This is a genomic window from Paenibacillus sp. BJ-4, from assembly GCF_020404765.1.
In the GTDB taxonomy this organism is placed as follows: Bacteria; Bacillota; Bacilli; order Paenibacillales; family Paenibacillaceae; genus Paenibacillus.
Genome location: NZ_JAIVEM010000163.1, coordinates 49561 through 67920, shown reverse-complemented (window position 1 = coordinate 67920; position 18360 = coordinate 49561). Strand labels below are relative to the sequence as shown.

Here is an 18360-nt window from a genome sequence, read left to right as displayed (position 1 = left end):
ACGTCGTGAAAGAACTGGTGCAGGACCGTTTGAGCAAGATGGACGATCTGGAGCAGAGACGTTTACTGAAAAATATGATGGCAGGGGTGTTTATGAACCTTGTCGAATATCAGGAAGAAATGACCCGCCAGCTGGAACGGCGGGTATTTGAGGAAATAGAGAATACGGAAGAAAAGTTTGACGTGTATGTATCATTGACATCGCGTGAGGACTATGACCCGATTCATGAGTTTTTGTATCCGGTGTTACCTTCGGACACAGAGGACACGAAGATGGACATCAGCCGTGTAGCAGAGGTGGTTCGGGAAGGCGGAGCGCTGCCACTGTTTACACTTTTTCTGGAGATGGAGACCGAACGAATCACAGCGCTGGTACACAGCAAGCGGATTTTTGCAGGAATGCTGGTTACGGAAACCGGAAATTATCCCATTCGTTTTCGTCTGGAGCACAACCGTTCTTATATTTCGGAAATTGAGAAGCTATATCATATGTTTATGCAAAATGGTATGCCATGGAAAACAATTAATCACCCGTATGCTTATAAATTTGTCGATTGTGTTTTGATTGGAGGAGACGGGGAGCCCGCTGCCCATGAGGAAATTCACGAAATTACGATCTCATTGGAGGAGTTCGACGCTTTTAAGAAGGGCGATGTTTTTCCGCTTTGGAACATTGAACGGTTATCTCTAAAGAACAGCGGTTTCCCGATACCCGCTATGGATCGTGTGAACTATGAGCATGTGTTGCCTCTGCGTAAAACAGGATCTGAGCATGGCTACCTGATCGACGGCACTGAAGGGGATATCCGGTATATCAAGCGTACGGAAGAAGAACTGACGATTGTCACGCCACGGGATAAATCAGGTGAATGGAATGTGTTAAAGGTTACGAAGCCGGTCACGACAAGACTTAGCCGGCAGACGTACCCCGTATTGTCCAATCGGCGGCAGGACAGCTTTTTGGGACGCTATGCAGGCAAGCAGGCCGTGATTGTACGGGCCAAAGCGGAAATCACGCGTATCGTTAACTCGTTTGAAGCGGCCCAGGGGCTGGAGCTGGAACGTGTGGATATCTGGGGAGGTACCGGTAGAAATGATGTAAGCAACCTTGTAACCAAATCCCAGACGTATCTGCTAAACCCGTTTGTCGGCGATAATGTGCGGACCGAGGAAGGCAAGCAAATTATGCGTTTAGGATTCAGACGTGGCTCTGAGGATGTTATGCCAACCGCGCCTGCTTACATTTTATCTGACTTAATGAGCTTTCTCGTGTCGGAAGTGCAGATGTATTTTCCAGAGTACAAGTGTGAAGGAGAATGGGTGTGAATTACGTCTGGGATTTGCTCATGCGTGCGAGGGAACAGGGACTGGATGTAGATAAATTCCGCTTCGTACCCGCTGTCAGCTACTCTCCGTATATGGAGCTTAGTCTGGCAGAGTTGAATACTTCCCATTTGGAGCAGGTAGTGGAGATTAATCCGTACTACCGCTTTTATTCTATTTTTCGGGATCTGTTTCCCCCGGATGCTGAAGAGTATCTGGAGCTGAGAGAATCGCTATTTGATATCATGATGCATTTTCTGGCGGAAATGGATTTGTATCAAGGGATGAATCGGCGGGAGTATCATATCCGGTTTGTTCAGCGTGACATTGTTAGCGGTATTTTTGGCCCGAAGGTGAAGGGGAGTTTTGAACAATTAAACCGCGAGGAACAGGATGCGATTGCCGAAGGACTGCTGCGCCTGTATGAGACAGGGGAAGCAGTGCATCTGTTAAAAGAAACGATGCGGCGCGTTTTTCATCGCTCGATCATTTATGCCAATTGTGAGGAAAAAGATGAATTGCTCGTTTATATTGGTCAGGAGGAAACACAGATGTCACGGCTAAAGGTGGATTTAATTCTGGATTTGTTTCTCCCGGCACGTTTTACGACTGAGTTGTATTGGACAAGTCATTTCGGCATTTTGGAGGCAGATCCTACGATGAAAATAGATGCTATCGCCCTCTATTAAAGGCCAAAAGGCTCAGAAAGGACATGTGAACGATGAACGGACCCTATACATACAGGTTGCTTAATCCGCCCACCGATCGAAAAAGCGTTCGCTTCACAGCGAAATACACGCGGGCGGAATTAGAGCAAATGACGACCTTCCAGTTGCGCGGGATATGCGATAAAGAGCGTCTGGTCGAGGGCTTTGCCAACCGTCTGGCACGCGAAGAACTCATTCGTGTCATTTTGCGATTTCGGAGCGCAGAGGAGCATTTACTCATCACAAGACCAAACCCCGGCGGCTTTGAACGCATGGAATCAGCACTCCAGCGAAATTGGATCGACCGTCGGCAGGAGAGCGGCGGCATCCGGGTTCCGGCCAAAATCACGCTGTATCAGGGTGTGCGGACAGGTCGCATGGACAACTATCGAATCGAGTCCGATCTGCCTTGGCTCAGCTCATCTAATGTGCTGCTGGTGAATGCGATGGGAGAACTGTGCGGTGTTTTGAATGTGGTGAAGGATGAGAGACTGGCAGACGTATATTATCTATCGCGGCATTGCGATGCTGAACTGCGAGAGACGGCCAATCATAGTTATAGCCTGCTGTTTCTGCGAAGACAGGAATCAGAATATTTTTATAATCTCTACTATGGGGATAAGCCGATGCTGCCCCTGAAGCTGCAGGGTCACCTAGTTCCGGTGGCAGAGCTGATTATTCGGGGCACTGAAACAACAGATGCAGTGCTGGCCATCGATTTTGGCACCTCGAACACAACAGCAGGTGCTTATTTGGATAGCTCCTACGTTACTGCCCCTGATACAGGCATGAGCAGCACGGTGCGGCTGAATGCTATTAACTATGTGTCATTTCCAGGCCCGGCAGGTGCGGAAGGGGATTGGATCGAGGTGCTGCCGACCGCTATTCGCGTGGCCGACTGCTCCAACCCGGAGCATATCGTTTATGTATTCGGGGAGGAGGCATTACGTGGAACCGACGTGGCGGGTAGCCGTGCGACGGTACTGCGGGGCATCAAGCGTTGGGTCAACGATTATAAGCGAATCGAGGAATTAATGGATTCCGAGGGGAATACAGCGACCGCTTCCCGCAGCGATATTTTGGCGGCTTTTATCCGTTATGTGATTGGTACAGCTGAGCAGCAATTTAAGTGCCGGTTTCGCAATCTGCATTTTTCTGCTCCAGTCAAGCTACAGCCACAGTTTATTGAGATGTTCACTGACATATTGCCAGACTATCGGATTGAAGCCGAGGATGCGCTGGACGAAGGGCTGGCTGTGCTGTACAACACGCTGGCAGACCAGATGGAGCGAGGAACTTTTGCGGACGGTGAGGAGTATCAGGCACTTGTCATTGATTGTGGCGGAGGCACGACGGATTTGTCATCCTGCCGATTCCGGATTGAGGATGGACGTATTGCTTACAAGCTGGATATTCACACGACGTATGAAAATGGCGATACCAATTTTGGCGGGAACAATCTGACGTATCGGATTATGCAATTTATGAAAATCGTGTTTGCAGGTTACTATGCAGCCGAAACCCGGTTGCCTGACACCGATATTGATGCTCTGATCGGTATTCCTTCAGGGGATTTGTACCGTTATGTGGATGAGTTTGGTGTAGATGCTGTTTATGCAGGACTGGAAGAGCGCTATCGTGAGGCAGAGGCTATTTTGCCTACGGCGTTCAAACGGTACGAGCATGCCACGCGGGATGAATATCAGCGGGTGCTCAGTAATTTTCATCTGCTGTGGAGTGCGGCAGAAAATATGAAAAAGGAGTTTTTTCTGCGTACAGGCATATTGCGCAGTCGCTTTGAGTCTGAACAGGTGTTATCAGCCGAAAGTGACTTGAACATTGCAGTGCTGGACCGTTGGCTGGTTTCAGTCATCGAGAACGGACGCTTCCGCGATGAATATGGCTTGCCTGATGTGGTGTTTAACATTCGGGAAATACAACTGCTACTCAAAGCGGATATCTATAATATTGTGCGCAAGTTTCTGGATGACTTCTATCAGGAGGGACGCTTGCAGGATTATTCCATTATCAAGCTGACCGGGCAGTCCTGCCGGATTGATGTATTTCGCGAAGCACTGAAGGAATTTGTGCCAGGGCGCAGCATTGAGTTCCGGCAAAAGGCAGAGGACCTGAACCGGGTACCTGAGCTGAAAATGGCCTGTCTGCGCGGAGCTATCCGTTACCTGAACGCCAAAAAAATGGGTACGATTGAGCCGGTCATTACAAATCATATTCCGGCTATTCCGTATACTGTTAGCGCCTGGACGCATACGGGACGTGAAAAAGAGCTGATTGCAAGCCTGGAGAGCAATCGGGTGCGCGGCTCCATTTCCCGACCGTCTCATGCGGCTGAGGTAGAGTTTTTCCTGACGGCCAACGGCGGCAAGCTGCGTCAGCGCCATGTGTACCGCAGCCGGCCGGAAGCCTTTGAACCTATGCCGTATGAGGAAATCGCCGTGCTGTACGGGCGGGATATCCCGCAGGATGATACCGACTCTATCCGCAATGAGGAGACGAAATATTTTGTTTTTGCCGGCGACAGCCGTTGGGGCTTTTATGTAGTACCGATTACTCGTCGAGATGAATTGTTGCATCTGGGACCCAAACGCTTTTTTGCCTTCGAAAATGATCTTTCCGAACTGGATTTCTTTGACGGTACAAAATAGTAAAATGAGGATTTTGTGAAATCCTGAAATAAGAAAAGTACACAACTTGGAGGAAATAACATGCTGTATGCAGGTTTTTGGAAACGAACGTTGGCTTATATCATTGATAGCCTTATTTTAGGATTTGTATTTATGATTATCGGGATAATCTGGGTCGTGATTCAGGCTTTAGGGAACTGGATGCCATCCCCGGCAGAAGCCTCTGTGCTGACAGACGGACCGCCTGCTATTTTTACCATGCGAATATTAGGACAATCTTTAATGAATTTGGGAGGGTCATGGCTGTATTTTGCGCTCATGGAATCGTCCAAATGCAGAGCTACGGTAGGCAAGCTGGCTCTCGGCATCGTTGTGGTAGATGAGTTTAACCAAAAGCTCAGCTTTGGACGTGCGAGTGCTCGTTACTGGAGTAAGATTCTGTCGAGTATCATTTTGTGGATCGGCTTTATCATGACGGCTTTCACGGCTAAAAAACAGGCACTCCACGATCTGATCGCCCATACCTATGTTGTGGACAAACGCGAGTTGAATTACATCCTTCAGATGCAGGCAGAGCGGAACAGTCATGGAAACGTCTAAATGTAAAGGAAGGGTCGGCAAGCTGTCTGTAAGGATTGCTGTGGCCGATGATAACAATGAAAAAGAACTCTTTACACACTCCAAAGTCCGTTACTGGAGTCAAGTGATTAGCTGCTTCACTAAATCTATCGGTTATATCATGGCAGCTTTAACTGCTAAAAAGCCGAATGCTCTTGGTAAATCCGCTCGCTCAGTTGTGTTGAACCATTCGACGATTCCAGAGGTGACTGTTCCGGCTCCTGCGCCCGGTGTAAATCGATTGTCCGTTCCCTTGAATAAAGAAGAGTAGCCCAAGTAGCCAACAGGGATAGATTGTGAACCATACGGAGCAGAAAAAACACGAAGGAAGGAGGAAACCACGATGCTAACTCATATCGTTCCGAAGTTCGAGAAAGGCCGTATTCTCAAAACCGAGATGCTGGAAAATCTGCGTGACTACCCGCGTAGTTTTCTGGATATCCGATATCAGGATCATGCAGACGGCATAATCACAGGAATGAACGTGACCGTCGGGGAACACACGCTGACCGTAGGCAGAGGCATTGTGAAGCATAAGGGCAGACTGTACCTGCTGGAGCAGGAGCAGGAAGTGCCGTATGCGGCCACGGGGCGGCTGTCGGTGTTGAAGCTGCTCTTTTTGGAACAAACAGATCGCCCGGATTTCACCGCTCATCATGCAGATATCGTACTAGAGGATGAGGCAGAGATCGGTCTGGATGAGATGGAGCTGGGCAGATTCAAGCTCAAAGATGGTGCTGTGCTTCGCTCCGACTATCAGGATTTCGCTGACATGGCTACCGAATTCAATACGTGGAGTGATATCCATGCTCCCTTTGCGGGTTTGAAGCAGAGTACATTGCGCCCGGAGACGATGCGGTACTTTGCATCCGAACTGCTTAAAAGCGGTGCAACAGATCCGATGGACTGTATGTTTGCGCTGATGTGTCTGAACCTGGAGGCTGTGGACAGGGAGTCCATTCAGCATTATATTGCAAACCGAAGTGGTTCGGAGTATAAGGAATATTCACATACTCAGCTCCATAGGCAGCTCGTACTGATCCTGGAGGGAGCCGGACGGGGAAAACGAGCAGCAGGCCGCTGGCAGGGCAGCGGAGCCGGACGGATGATTGTGGATTAGAAAATCAGGTAGAGGAGTGTACATTATGAAATATTTGGACGAGGAAATTGCCAAGCTGGAAAAAGAGAAGCGTAACCAACAGATTCCGAATGAACCTTCTGTTAACCCTGCGATGAATGATATAGAGCACGAAGAAGAGCAGCAGTGGAGTGCTGAAGATATCATTAAAGGAGTAAAGAGAGGGAGCTTGGACAATGATGCCATTCAATTGGAATTTGGAAGGTTGAATGTAATGAAGGCAGGTTTAAGTATAAACTTCCCAACGGATTTTTTTGTCTGCACCCTTGATACTGATGAACATATGGTTTTTTGCAATGACGAACATGAAATTAACGTTATTTTTAATTGGATAGAGGCAAAAGAAAAATTTTCTATGAAGCATATGAAAGATTCCATGCTTCAACAATTTCGTGCGATGGAGATGCCAATCAGTTGGGTCGAGGACGGTACGGTTAATCATGACCCATTAGAGTCTCATTACTGTCTGTTCACCAATAACGTGGCTAATGGAGTAGTGTTCAATTATTTATGCTTTGTAGAAAAAGGTAACCATCAGCTCATTATTAATGTGAACGGTAGTGATCGGCAACGAAACTTATGGAAGTGGATTACCGAAGGTATGATTTCATCACTGGAGGTGGACAGCAAATGAGTACGCCTATTCTTGCTTATGACAACGTCAAAATAAGTCCTTTTGAGCAGGTGAAGTTAAAAGAGTTAAAAATTATTCATCAGGTGAATGAACACGGCAAGCTTTCCTTTACCGGTACGATCACCGAAGAGCAAAAGGATAAATATGTTCACTCCATTCAAGCACAGACACCGGTGGAAGTATACCAGGTTCTGGAGGGTGGTGGACGGAAAGAGCTGTTTTGCGGATTAATTAGCATGATGGAAATTCAGAAAGTGCTCGATGTGTATTACCTTAAAGCGGAGGCCTATACCTACTCTTATTTATTGGATATGCAAATTAAAACCAAATCCTACCAGAATGCATCACTTATCTATTCACGCCTGGTTAAAGAAGTTGGCAGGGGATACGACGATTATGATGTCATATATTCCGCTGACCGTGATGAGAGTATTGGGAATTTTGTTCTTCAATATCACGAAACAGATTGGACCTTTTTAAAACGGATGGCTGCCCGTGTGAACACGGTACTAATGCCAGTGGGTAAATTTAAAAGCATAAAAACATTCTTTGGCATTCCTGATGATGAAGCAACTGAATGCCTGGAAAACTTTAATTATACCGTCAAAAAGAATTTGTCAGAATATTTGGTGCATTCCAAAAATCATCAGACAGACGTTCATGAGACGGATTTTGTGTATTACGAGATTGAAACTCATAAAATATTAAACCTAGGCGATGCTATTCGTTTTCAAGATAGATCATATTTTATCCAGAAAAGTATTTCAACCATGGAAAAGGGACTAATCGTTCACCGCTATACGCTTGCAAGTCGCTTAGGCATCAATCGTGCCAAACCTTATAACGAACGGATACGCGGTGCTTCCATAGGGGGAAGGGTACTGGCGATTAAGCGGGATACAGTAAAAGTTCATTTGGAAATTGATAATCATCAGGATGAAGGAACTGCTTACTGGTTTCCATATTCAACAGTATACGCTTCAGAGGATGGAAGTGGCTGGTACTGCATGCCGGAAAAGGGAGATAGCGTACGAGTGAATTTACCGAGCCAATGGGAAGATGCGGCTTTTGCCATCAGCTCAGTCAATTCATATTCGGAGGACTCTGCACAGCATGGGAGTGCTTCCGATGGGGGAGGAAGCGCATCAGGTGGAGGTGGCGATTCTTCAGGGGACCGAATGTCTGATCCGAATGTACGATATTTTCGAAATCCAGCAGGAATGGAAGTTAAGCTCACGCCGGATCATGTGGAGATTTCCGCTAACGGAGGACAGGCGATTGTGAAATTAGAGGCTAGTGGTGCAGTCACAATCATCGGGCAAAAAGAAGTATCACTGCATTCTAAAGAAAACGTAAAAATAAGAGCTGAAAAGACATTGATGATGACCGCCACAGATGAAATTGTAATTGGAAGTGATAAGGGTGGAAAGATCACTTTGGATCAGGCAGGAAATGCCAAGCTTGCAGGTACCGAAGTATTCACGAATTAATCTTCTTGTCAACCTGAAGTAGCAAGGGAGGTCAACCTCAACGGTGAAACGTCATGAAGCTTTATTACATTTAAGAGAAAACAGTGTCCTAAAATATCGTATAGAGCAGATTGCAGCCTTACACGAATACTTGATAAATAATCGTGATGAACTTGCGAGACAAATTCTTTCTGTTTTTAAGGATAGTTGTATACAAGCCCTCAACTTGCAGAAGAAATGTGATAAAGGAAAGATTCAGCATATACATTTTACTTTTTTCAGACATCGCGTAATTAATCATGATGCAAGTTGCCGGATATATTTTTATGATCATCAAGGCTATATGGACCCGGTAGAATGCGCAAAGGAATATGATGCCGACTGGGTATTTAACTTTCTTGATATCTTTGAGCGTCAGCTTATACAAGATAGTAAAAAGTATGTCAATAAAATCTATTCTGCCGATATATCTCAAATTAAGAGAGAAGAAGCATCGCTTTATGTAAACTACATGGCTAACTTAATAAGACATGTCATGAAAGATGTAGTAGAGACGGAGGAATTTATAGCGTTAGGCAAGGACGACGAGGTCTATATTCGCGTGGGCGAGTATAAGGATTTTAATGAGCTTGTGTATAAATTCAACTCTAAAGAGCAGCAAAGTACAGAGGTTAGAAGCAGACTTGATCCTAATGAACATGATCAATATGCACATGAAAGTTTTAGGAATCTAGATCTTAGTCGTATGTATTTTAAGCTAGTTAACTTATGCTACAGCCAGTTTTCCAAAACTTCATTGGCAGGGAGCTATTTGGTAGGATGTCCTCTCATCGGTGCAGATTTCCGTAATGCTAATCTACAAGAGGCCAACTTGGATTACAGCTTAATCCATGGTGCGGATTTTAGAGGGGCTAATCTATGTAGAGCTCAACTAGAAGAGGTTCAGGGAAGTTTTGTTGTGCCCACAGAAAAGGAATTTCATATTCCCCCGTTTATGGAAACGAATTTTGCTGGAGCCAATTTAGAAGAGGTGAGTTTCAAGGGATCGGACTTGCGAGGTGCTAATTTCAGAGGGGCTTTGTTAAAACAGACGGATTTTTCCCAGGCCAATCTGGAAGGTGCTATGTTCCTTCAAAAAGATATTAAAATATTGAAGTTAAATGGACAGCAGCTTGACAGTATACAAGTATGTTCTTAATGTCTGAATTTTCGGAGTCACCAGACACAATGGAGTGGGTGTGTCAAGGAGGGAAGTATGGAATACTTTATCATTTCACAGGATAAAAGTCTTGAGGATCATCTGATCACTTTTGAGGGATTAAAGACAGCTAACTCTACGTTGGAGGTAACAACGGATCAAGCAGAATCTATTAAAGATCTGACGGTTGTATTCGTGAACGGAGATGAAGACCATGTTTGTCCGGATTTTATTGAACGCCCTGTACTACTCGTATCCGACACGCTAAAAAAGGTAATCTCTATGTATGACGAGCATGTGATTTTTAAGTGTGCTGTATTAACAAATATAAAAATGGAATCCCAGCGCACCTACTGGCTGATGCTTGTTGATCGATTGGACTGTTTATCAGATCAAACCATTTTTGATAAGGCAGGAAGAATACAGCATATTGTGATTGATTCGGAGAAGACACGTGGACATGCTGTTTTTCGCATTAAAGGTATTGATGAGACGATGCTTGTTATCAATCTGGACATAACCGAAAGCATATTAAGGAGGGAGCTGTTTGGAATTAGAATAGAGAAGGTAGAAACTTACAGTGGGAGGCTGACGCTATGAGTGGTGACAAGAGTTTTGTGGTGCACGGTGCCTTCGCAATTTGTGACCAGGGGTCAAGGCCAGCGAGAATTATCGTGCCTGCGAGTCATGGAGAATACATACATGAACAGCCTCAACTGAATATTCATGACTTTTTTCCTGAGCGAAATGTTCGTCCCTTTGGGGTGTGCAAGAGCCTCAAGAACCCGGCAGTACAAGCTGAAATGAAAAAGGTGGAAGAAGCCGTAAAGGCTCCTAAACAGGATGTCGGCTGGTTTAACTCTCTATTTATGAAAGAAGAAGATATTCCTCTTGAGCAACTCCCCCCGCCGGAATGTGTGGCTATGTGTACTCCTAAAATAGTCAGACCCTGGGATTTTGGAAAAGAGGATGTCAAAGTGGGCCTCGCGGATGCAATGTTAAGCAGTTGCTGCAATTCTTGCTTGTTTGGCGGCAACATTTCCATAGTTGATAATGGACAACGTAAATAAGTTAAGTCATTAAAGAAGGGAGGTAAATCGATATGGAAACTTTTTATGCCGGATTAATACTTGATTTCCCCTATAACATTCAGAGGGTAGAACAATTAAGCTTATTACAAAAAATAAATGAACATGCGGTTCTTCGTTTTAAAGCCGTTATCCCTGAACATCATGGCGAGAGCCTGCAGAGAATGAGTGTTGATGATAAGGTTTCACTTTTTAAAGCCCATCCGATAGATGCCAAAAAGGAAAAATCAATTTTTAAAGGAATCATCAAACAAGCGGTTGTGCAGCATGTACAGGGGGTGAATTATCTAGAGATCGAAGCTGTATCATTCACGTACCAGTTGGATTTGGAGTGGAAAAAGCGATCGTTTCAAAACAAGCAAAAAACGTACGGGCAAATTGTAGACAACCTATTGGAAGATTATCCTGGAGCACATTGCTCGGATGAAACGACAGGAAATATCAAGACAGGGCAGTTACTTTTACAATATGAAGAGACGGATTGGCAATTCATCAAGCGTATGGCCTCTCATCTACATACCGTAGTGATTCCGGTTATGTCCGAAGAGGCTCCGTCACTTTTACTGGGTATACCAGAGGGGCAGGAGACGGCTAAGTTGGAAAATGATTCTTATACGATGCAAAGTCGTTTTGAATCATCTTCCCAAATGGAATACGTGGCTGATCATACTTTGTTTAAAGTGGAGAGCAGAGCGGCATTAGGACTGGGAGCACAAGTTGATTTTCAGCATAAACCGTATGTTGTATGTGAAGTAGCAGCATCTGTTGTCAAAGGGGAACTGCTATATACATATACGTTAACTTCGCGAAGTACTATCAAAACCAATAAAATAATGAACGCTGCCATTCAGGGACTTTCTTTGGAGGGACGGATTACACAGATATCGCGTAATCAGATCAAACTGCATTTGGATATTGACTCCACAAATGACGATGCAGGTACTTGCTGGTTCCCCTATTCCACGGGTATGGACAATCAAAGTGCCTACATGATGCCCAAGCCGGGCTCACCGGTCAAGCTTCATTTTCCAACGGCTTTGGAAACAGGAGCTATTGCGATAAGCTCTGTTCGAAGAGGGGCTGAACAAAGCAAATATAGTCAGAAATCTTCCGATCCTGTTATAAAGTCATTAACGAATGACTCGGATAAGGAAATGAGGCTCACTGGTCAGGATGTTATATTTGCGGCTAATAGCCAGGAGAGCATTAAGCTCCAGCTTACAGGCGACGGAAAGGTTGAAATCCTCTCTGATACGGATATGTGTGTTAAGGCCACCACAGATTTCATTATTGATCTTGCTGGTGAAATACCGGCCCCAAAGCAAATTCAATTGACAGCTGGTGAACTTGTAGCTATTTCCCGCAGTCCGGTAGAAGGGGTAAATCCGGAACAGGTGATCTGGATCGAGGACACAAGCAATGCTCAAGCTACCACGATCTTTTATGAGGGCAAACCTGGTAAAGCTCCAGCAGTACAATACGATGATAGTGCTCTAATTGCTCAGGATCAGCAGGTGATGAAACAGGTAAATAATAATGCGGCAGCTAAACGTCAGGCCCTCGTGAATAAGTTGGAGGCAGGCAAGCAAAAAGTAGGTTTTGGAAAAATAGCCATGATTATTGGAGCAGTGGCTGTGGGTGTTGCGGTAACTGTTCTAACAGCGGGTGCAGCCGCTCCTTTAGTTGTGGCTGCTGCCAGTGCCACACTCGCTGCAGGAGCTACGACGATGGTAGTCGCTGCCAGTGAGTCCAGTGAGGGACAGCAGGATATCGCCAAGGCCAGAGCAGATGATCTCTCTCAATCGTACAACTTCATGCGAGATACTGTTCTGGGAGGGAACCAAGAGTTATACGATGTGGTTAAATATGGGGCGGTAACGGTTTCAGTAGCTGGAGTAGCATTTCTCACTGGAGGTGCAAGTGCTCTCATCGTCCCTTCCATAGGTGGAGGAATTAATACAGGGATTACGGCTATATTTGATCCAAATGCCCGTCCAGGCGAGACGCTGATTGGACATTATATGAGCAGCTTTAGTAATGGATTTATCAGTGCAACTGTAGCCGGGAAATTTATGGCGGGGGTAAAATGCGGTACAGGTGCTCTCAATATCTATTCACGTCTAGTGGCAGGTGGAGTTGCAGCGGGAACGGTTCAAGATGTGATGAATACCGGACAAACAGATCTTAAATCTAACTTGACCCGAAGCCTTGTAGGAGGAGCATTTTCTTTTGCAGGTAATAACAAGATCGGCTCTTATCTATCCTCAGTGGTAGGTGATATGGCAGGCTCTATGGCGGATGATTACCGAAAGCATGGAAATGTCAAAGAGTCACTAACGATACAGAATTTACAAAAGTCACTGATATCCAGTATAGGAAACCTCGTTACACGCGGAGATCCGATTGATGTAGTGAAAGGTAGATTTTATTTTACGGCTACAGATATGGTGGTTCAGGATATTGGTCAGGCGATTGAGATGGTCCGCAGTTATACTTCCACCAATTCTATGACCGGCAGCACGGGGCGTGGCTTTACCTTTACCTATGAGAGCTGCATTCGGCGGGTGGAAGATCATATCCTGGTCATATGCACGGATGGACACTATGAACGTTTTATCCTGCAAGACGACCAGTGGGTTAACGAGATGGGAGGGAAACAGGATTATAACCTCTCGGAGGATTCGGTTACCAAAGTGTATCGCTTAACCGATAAAGAGCGTCGAACTTATATATATGATCAGGATGGACGACTACTGAAAATCAAGGATCGCTCTAACAATGAAACGTTGCTGGAATACGATGTGGAAGGATTGTGCAAGTTAACGACCCCGGGTGGTAAGGAAATAACCTTTACCTATTCAGGTGGCAAACTTTACAGCATCACTGATAATATAGGCAGAACAGTAAAGTACGAATATGAAGGAGATTTTCTGACTCGTGTAACGTATCCGAATGAGGGAGTGACCTCATATGCTTATGATGCCGAAGGAAGAATTGAGGCGATCACGGACCAGAATGGGCATAGGTATGTTCGAAATCAATATGATCATCATGGTCGGGTAATCAGCCAGTGGGATGCAGACGATCATGTCACGGATATTGAATACGATGATGCGAAACGGAGAACTATTTTTACGTATCATGCCACAGGAGTCGTTGAGAATTTTGAATACAATGCCGATGATTTGGTGACGGATACGATCTACAGTGATGGAACTCGCGAGTCCTTTACGTATGATGCGTACCAAAATAAATCAAGTCATACGGATACTATGGGGCACACCACAAAATGGGCATATAATATCTTTGGTAATCTTGTGGAAGAAATACGTCCAGACGGAACACGTACTGAGCATCAATACGATCAGGATCAAAATCTGACTCAGGTTGCTGTTAACGGCGTAACAGAGAAATGGTTCACGTATGATGCCATGGGAAGGCTGATCGAAGAGAAGACCAGCATTGGAGATGGAAATCAGGCGGTCATTTCTTATACGTATGATTCACACGGCCGAGTACTGAGCAGCACGGATGCGCTCGGTCACACGACAGTTTATTCGTATGGAACAGATCATACGGATGCACCGACTCAGGTGCAAGATGCGGAAGGCAATGAGTACCGATATACGTTTGATGAGGCCGCGCGGATGATGAGCATTACCACGGACTATGGTACGGTAGAGTTCGAATATAACCATTTGAACAAGCGTACACGCATCGTAGATGCTGAAGGCAACACTACATTAATGTTCTATGATAAGATGGGCAATTTGGTCAAAAAAGTGCTCCCTAACGATTATGTCGCCCGTATAGACAATGGCAAAGGCACCGAGTATCGTTACGATGCGATGGATCGTCTGGTTCGGATGACGGATCTGGCGCAGAACGTATCCCGTACTCGGTACGACATTAACGATAACATTTTAAAAGAGATTGAACCGAATTACTATAACCACGCGGAAGATGATGGACTCGGAACAGAGTACGAGTACGACCACCGGGGGCGCAGGATCAAGGCGATGTATCCGGAGGGCAGTATCGCTCGCATGAAATACGATGCTGCCGGGAATATAAGCAAAATGATCTTACCGGAACATTATGATCCGATTGTTGATGATGGACCGGGCACCGAGTATGCATATGATGTCATGAATCGTTTGGTTCAGATTACCGATGCAGAAGGTCATGTCAGCCGCCGATTCGTGTATGATCATGCAGGGCGTGTAATAAAAGCCATTGATGCCAAAGGCTATGCTCGTGGAACGAACGATAGTGAACGCTTTGGCACGCTTTATGTGTACAATACGGCAGGCTGGCTGATTGAAAAGCGTGAGCCTGTGGAAGAAGCCGGGGAAGAAAGCTCGGGAGAAGCTATCAGCGCGGGTCCCATTCGTTATCGCCTGACCTTGTACCGTTATGACCAAGCCGGAAACCTGCTGGAAGAGAAGCGGACACAGGAGTATGTTAGCGAAACGGGTTACGCGGAGAACTATCAAAGTGTTCGTTACAGCTATGACCGGAATAATCGGGTGATCGCCATTGAGGATGATACAGGAGCGGAAATTCGTTATACGTACGATTGCCTAAACCAGAAAACGTCGGAAAGACAGAAACTGAATGAGCAAAAGGATCGGTTCATCCGCTACGAATATAACAAAGCCGGATGGCTGCAACGGCGCGTGGAAGTGCTGAATGCTGAAGATTTGACTGATCGTGTACCGGGATTGGTGGATGCTGTTACTTCTTACGGTTATGACCGTAACGGCAATGTGGTCGAGATTGTGACTCCGGAAGGGTATCAAACCGAGATTAGCTACGATGCCGTGGATCGAATGGTTCAGATCAGCCGCCGAGAGGGTAAAGATGCACGGGCCAGCAGCGTCTATTTGAAATACGACCGCACGGGTAACGTGATCGAAGAGACGGATACGAACGGCAGCAAGGTAACCTATGCGTATGACTCGATGAACCGGCGTATCCGCATGATCGGAAAACGCGGGGGTACCACCCGTCTGTTCTATGACAAGACGGGGAATATCGTGAAGCAAGTTACGCCGAATCAGTATGATCCGGCTACTGACGATGGACCGGGGATGACCTTCACCTATGACCGTCTGAGCCGGTTAATTGAGGTGGCTGACTCATATGGCCAGATCATGGAACGTAGCCGATATAATGAATTCGGTGAACTGGTCAGCAAAATGGAGGGTGGCGTTGGAGTAGAATACACGTACACCCTTGGTGGCCGAGTGAAGCAAGTGATGGCACCAGGGATGGCAGGACAAGGCATCGTAAAGCAAGAATATATATACGATGCGGCAGGTAACATTATAGGCATTCGGGATGGTGAAGGCCATCTGACTCGCCATACCGTAGACGGTTGGGGTAAGATCACGGCCCTTCACAAAGCGGACGGTAGCACGGAGCATTACCGCTACGACTATGCGGGGAATATCGTCAGCTCAACGGATGGAAACGGTCAAACGACGCAGTATGATTACAACAGCTTAGGCAAGCTGTCTGCTATACAGGACACGGATCAGCAGAAGATGCTGTACCAGTATGACACCGAAGGCCGCTTGGCCCGCCAAACGGACCGCAACGGCAAGGTCATAGAGTATGCATATAACTTCAATGACCGGTTGATCAAGCGGCGTGAGATGTCAAGTGGTATGGAAGAATCCTACATGTACCGGGAAGACGGTTTGCTGCAAACGGCGACTAACGAGCATACGCGATATGATTATACGTACAATGAAGATGGTTTGCTGACGGGCAAATATATGAGCAGCAGTGGGAATATGAGCGCAGCGTTTGCCAGCCTGATGAGTACCAATGCGGCAGAAGATCGCAGGCCGGGCCATAAAATACTGGCTTACGAATATGATGCGGAAGGCAACCGGATTGCTCAGACCGATGCGGGGGACCGGACCACGGAATACCGCTACGATCTGGCTGGACGTGTCTCCGAGATCCGACAGGATGAAGAACTGCTGGCGAAGTATGGATACGTACACGGCAACCGTGTAGCCTCCATTCTGTATGGCAACGGTATCGAGATGGCATATGACTATGATACAGAAGGAAATGTCTCGAAGCTGTTAGCGCAATCGCCGGACGGAAGTCCGCTCCTACAGCATCGTTATGAATATGATAACAACGGTCACCAGATCGCCCGGGACGAAAATGGAAAACGAACGAAGTATCGCTACGACGCCATAGGGCAACTGGTGGAAGCCGAATACCCGGGCTGGGGTACGGAACGCTTATCCTATGATGCGGTGGGAAATCGGCTAAGTCGAATGTGGAACGACCATAAAGCGAGCTATACGTACGATTCCCTGAACCGTTTGCTGTCGGTTTTGGAAGAGGCGCTGGGTGAAGGTTCGGATCAGAAAACGGGATCGCGAGGACAGCAGACGCGATACGAATATGATGCACAGGGGAACCTGCTGCGAGAGCGAAGCGGACAGGAAAGTATCTCGTATGCTTACGATGCCTTTAACCGAACGGTGCAGGCAGAGAAGTCCGACGGTAGCTATATCCGCCACCTGTATGATCCGGAAGGACTTCGCAATGGTGTAGAAGAGAATGGAAAGTTCAACCACTTTGTGTATGACGGTTGGCATATGGTGAACGAACTGGATGAGGAAGCTCGAGTCCAGACCTCATTTGTACGCGGACATGAGTGGTTGGCCCGGGTGGACGAGGTAGGGAATCCGTCTTATTATGTAAATAACCCACACGGAGATGCCCTGCATCTGACCGACCGCAAGGGCGGAATTCAGAACAGCTACGAATACGATGCGTTCGGGAATACGTTGTCGATGGCAGAGCAGATCGAAAACCGCTTCCGCTATGCGGGAGAGGCGTGGGATAGTGTAACCCAGCAGTATTACCTGCGAGCGCGTTTCTACAATCCGGTCATTGCCCGCTTTACCCAAGAAGATACGTATCGCGGGGATGGATTGAATCTGTATGCGTATGTAGGGAATAACCCGATCCGCTACGTGGACCCGAGCGGGTACATGTGTGAGGAAAAAGGGAATGTTTATGATACTCAGACAATTCCTGTAGACGGGGTTTCCTTATTCAGAAAAATGAGTATGGAAGAAATAAATCCGACTATTGAGCAAGGAAAACTACAACCTGCATTACCGGGAATGAATCCTGAAAAATGGGTTACAACAAGCCTAGAAAAATTGGTTAGTTCGCCCAAACAAGGCGGGTTTGAAAATCTTGGGGTCCCTAAAGGGACACAAGAGGGTGTTGTTGAATTTATAGTATCCCAGGATTATTTCAAATATATTCAAAATTCAGCAGTTAAGCAAAGAGGATCGAAGAAATCGCCTAATATTAGATACCATTATGAAGGATTACCTAAAAAGGGAACTCATATTAATTATGGTATTACACCTTCTGAGTTAGGCAAGTTCAATGAACCTGGAAACTTGTTGAAAGTAAGAGTTATGGAAGAAACAATTAAAACAAAATAGTATCTAATTAATTTATTTGGTAAAGGAAAATCTATATAATTCATT

12 protein-coding genes are annotated in these 18360 nt (G+C 46.1%); all 12 read left to right on the top strand.

From position 1 onward, the window contains the following. Positions 1 to 5: 5 nt before the first annotated feature. Positions 6 to 1325, top strand: coding sequence for a normocyte-binding protein (locus tag LCF57_RS24410; protein WP_226002973.1), 1320 nt, complete (start codon positions 6 to 8; stop codon positions 1323 to 1325). Next, a complete protein-coding gene (locus LCF57_RS24405) occupies positions 1322 to 2011 on the top strand; it encodes an iron-dependent peroxidase (RefSeq protein WP_226002972.1) in 690 nt (229 codons plus the stop codon). The genes LCF57_RS24410 and LCF57_RS24405 overlap by 4 nt, the downstream gene beginning before the upstream one ends. Before the next feature lie 32 nt (positions 2012 to 2043). Beyond that, entirely contained in the window at positions 2044 to 4695 is a 2652-nt protein-coding gene (locus tag LCF57_RS24400) for a molecular chaperone (protein ID WP_226002971.1), read from the top strand. A gap of 60 nt (positions 4696 to 4755) precedes the next feature. After that, positions 4756 to 5274 (top strand): RDD family protein, encoded by a 519-nt coding sequence (locus tag LCF57_RS24395; protein WP_226002970.1) that lies wholly within the window; start codon positions 4756 to 4758, stop codon positions 5272 to 5274. Then, positions 5261 to 5563 (top strand): hypothetical protein, encoded by a 303-nt coding sequence (locus LCF57_RS24390; RefSeq protein ID WP_226002969.1) that lies wholly within the window; start codon positions 5261 to 5263, stop codon positions 5561 to 5563. The genes LCF57_RS24395 and LCF57_RS24390 overlap by 14 nt, the downstream gene beginning before the upstream one ends. A 72-nt stretch (positions 5564 to 5635) precedes the next feature. After that, the gene (locus LCF57_RS24385) at positions 5636 to 6412 is read left to right on the top strand and encodes a DNA and RNA helicase (RefSeq protein WP_226002968.1); all 777 of its coding nucleotides are present in this window, start codon (positions 5636 to 5638) and stop codon (positions 6410 to 6412) included. Between the two features lie 25 nt (positions 6413 to 6437). Continuing rightward, complete coding sequence (locus tag LCF57_RS24380) at positions 6438 to 7064, top strand: hypothetical protein (protein ID WP_226002967.1); 627 nt, start codon at positions 6438 to 6440, stop codon at positions 7062 to 7064. Continuing rightward, positions 7061 to 8554: a phage late control D family protein gene (locus tag LCF57_RS24375; RefSeq protein ID WP_226002966.1), complete on the top strand. Its 1494-nt coding sequence runs from the start codon at positions 7061 to 7063 to the stop codon at positions 8552 to 8554. Before LCF57_RS24380 ends, LCF57_RS24375 begins: the two co-directional genes overlap by 4 nt. 43 nt (positions 8555 to 8597) lie before the next feature. Beyond that, complete coding sequence (locus LCF57_RS28000; RefSeq protein ID WP_226002965.1) at positions 8598 to 9731, top strand: pentapeptide repeat-containing protein; 1134 nt, start codon at positions 8598 to 8600, stop codon at positions 9729 to 9731. Positions 9732 to 9788: 57 nt separating this feature from the next. Further along, entirely contained in the window at positions 9789 to 10331 is a 543-nt protein-coding gene (locus tag LCF57_RS24365) for a hypothetical protein (RefSeq protein ID WP_226002964.1), read from the top strand. After that, positions 10328 to 10801 (top strand): DUF4280 domain-containing protein, encoded by a 474-nt coding sequence (locus tag LCF57_RS24360; RefSeq protein WP_226002963.1) that lies wholly within the window; start codon positions 10328 to 10330, stop codon positions 10799 to 10801. Before LCF57_RS24365 ends, LCF57_RS24360 begins: the two co-directional genes overlap by 4 nt. A 32-nt stretch (positions 10802 to 10833) precedes the next feature. Then, complete coding sequence (locus tag LCF57_RS24355) at positions 10834 to 18315, top strand: RHS repeat-associated core domain-containing protein (RefSeq protein ID WP_226002962.1); 7482 nt, start codon at positions 10834 to 10836, stop codon at positions 18313 to 18315. Positions 18316 to 18360: the final 45 nt, after the last annotated feature.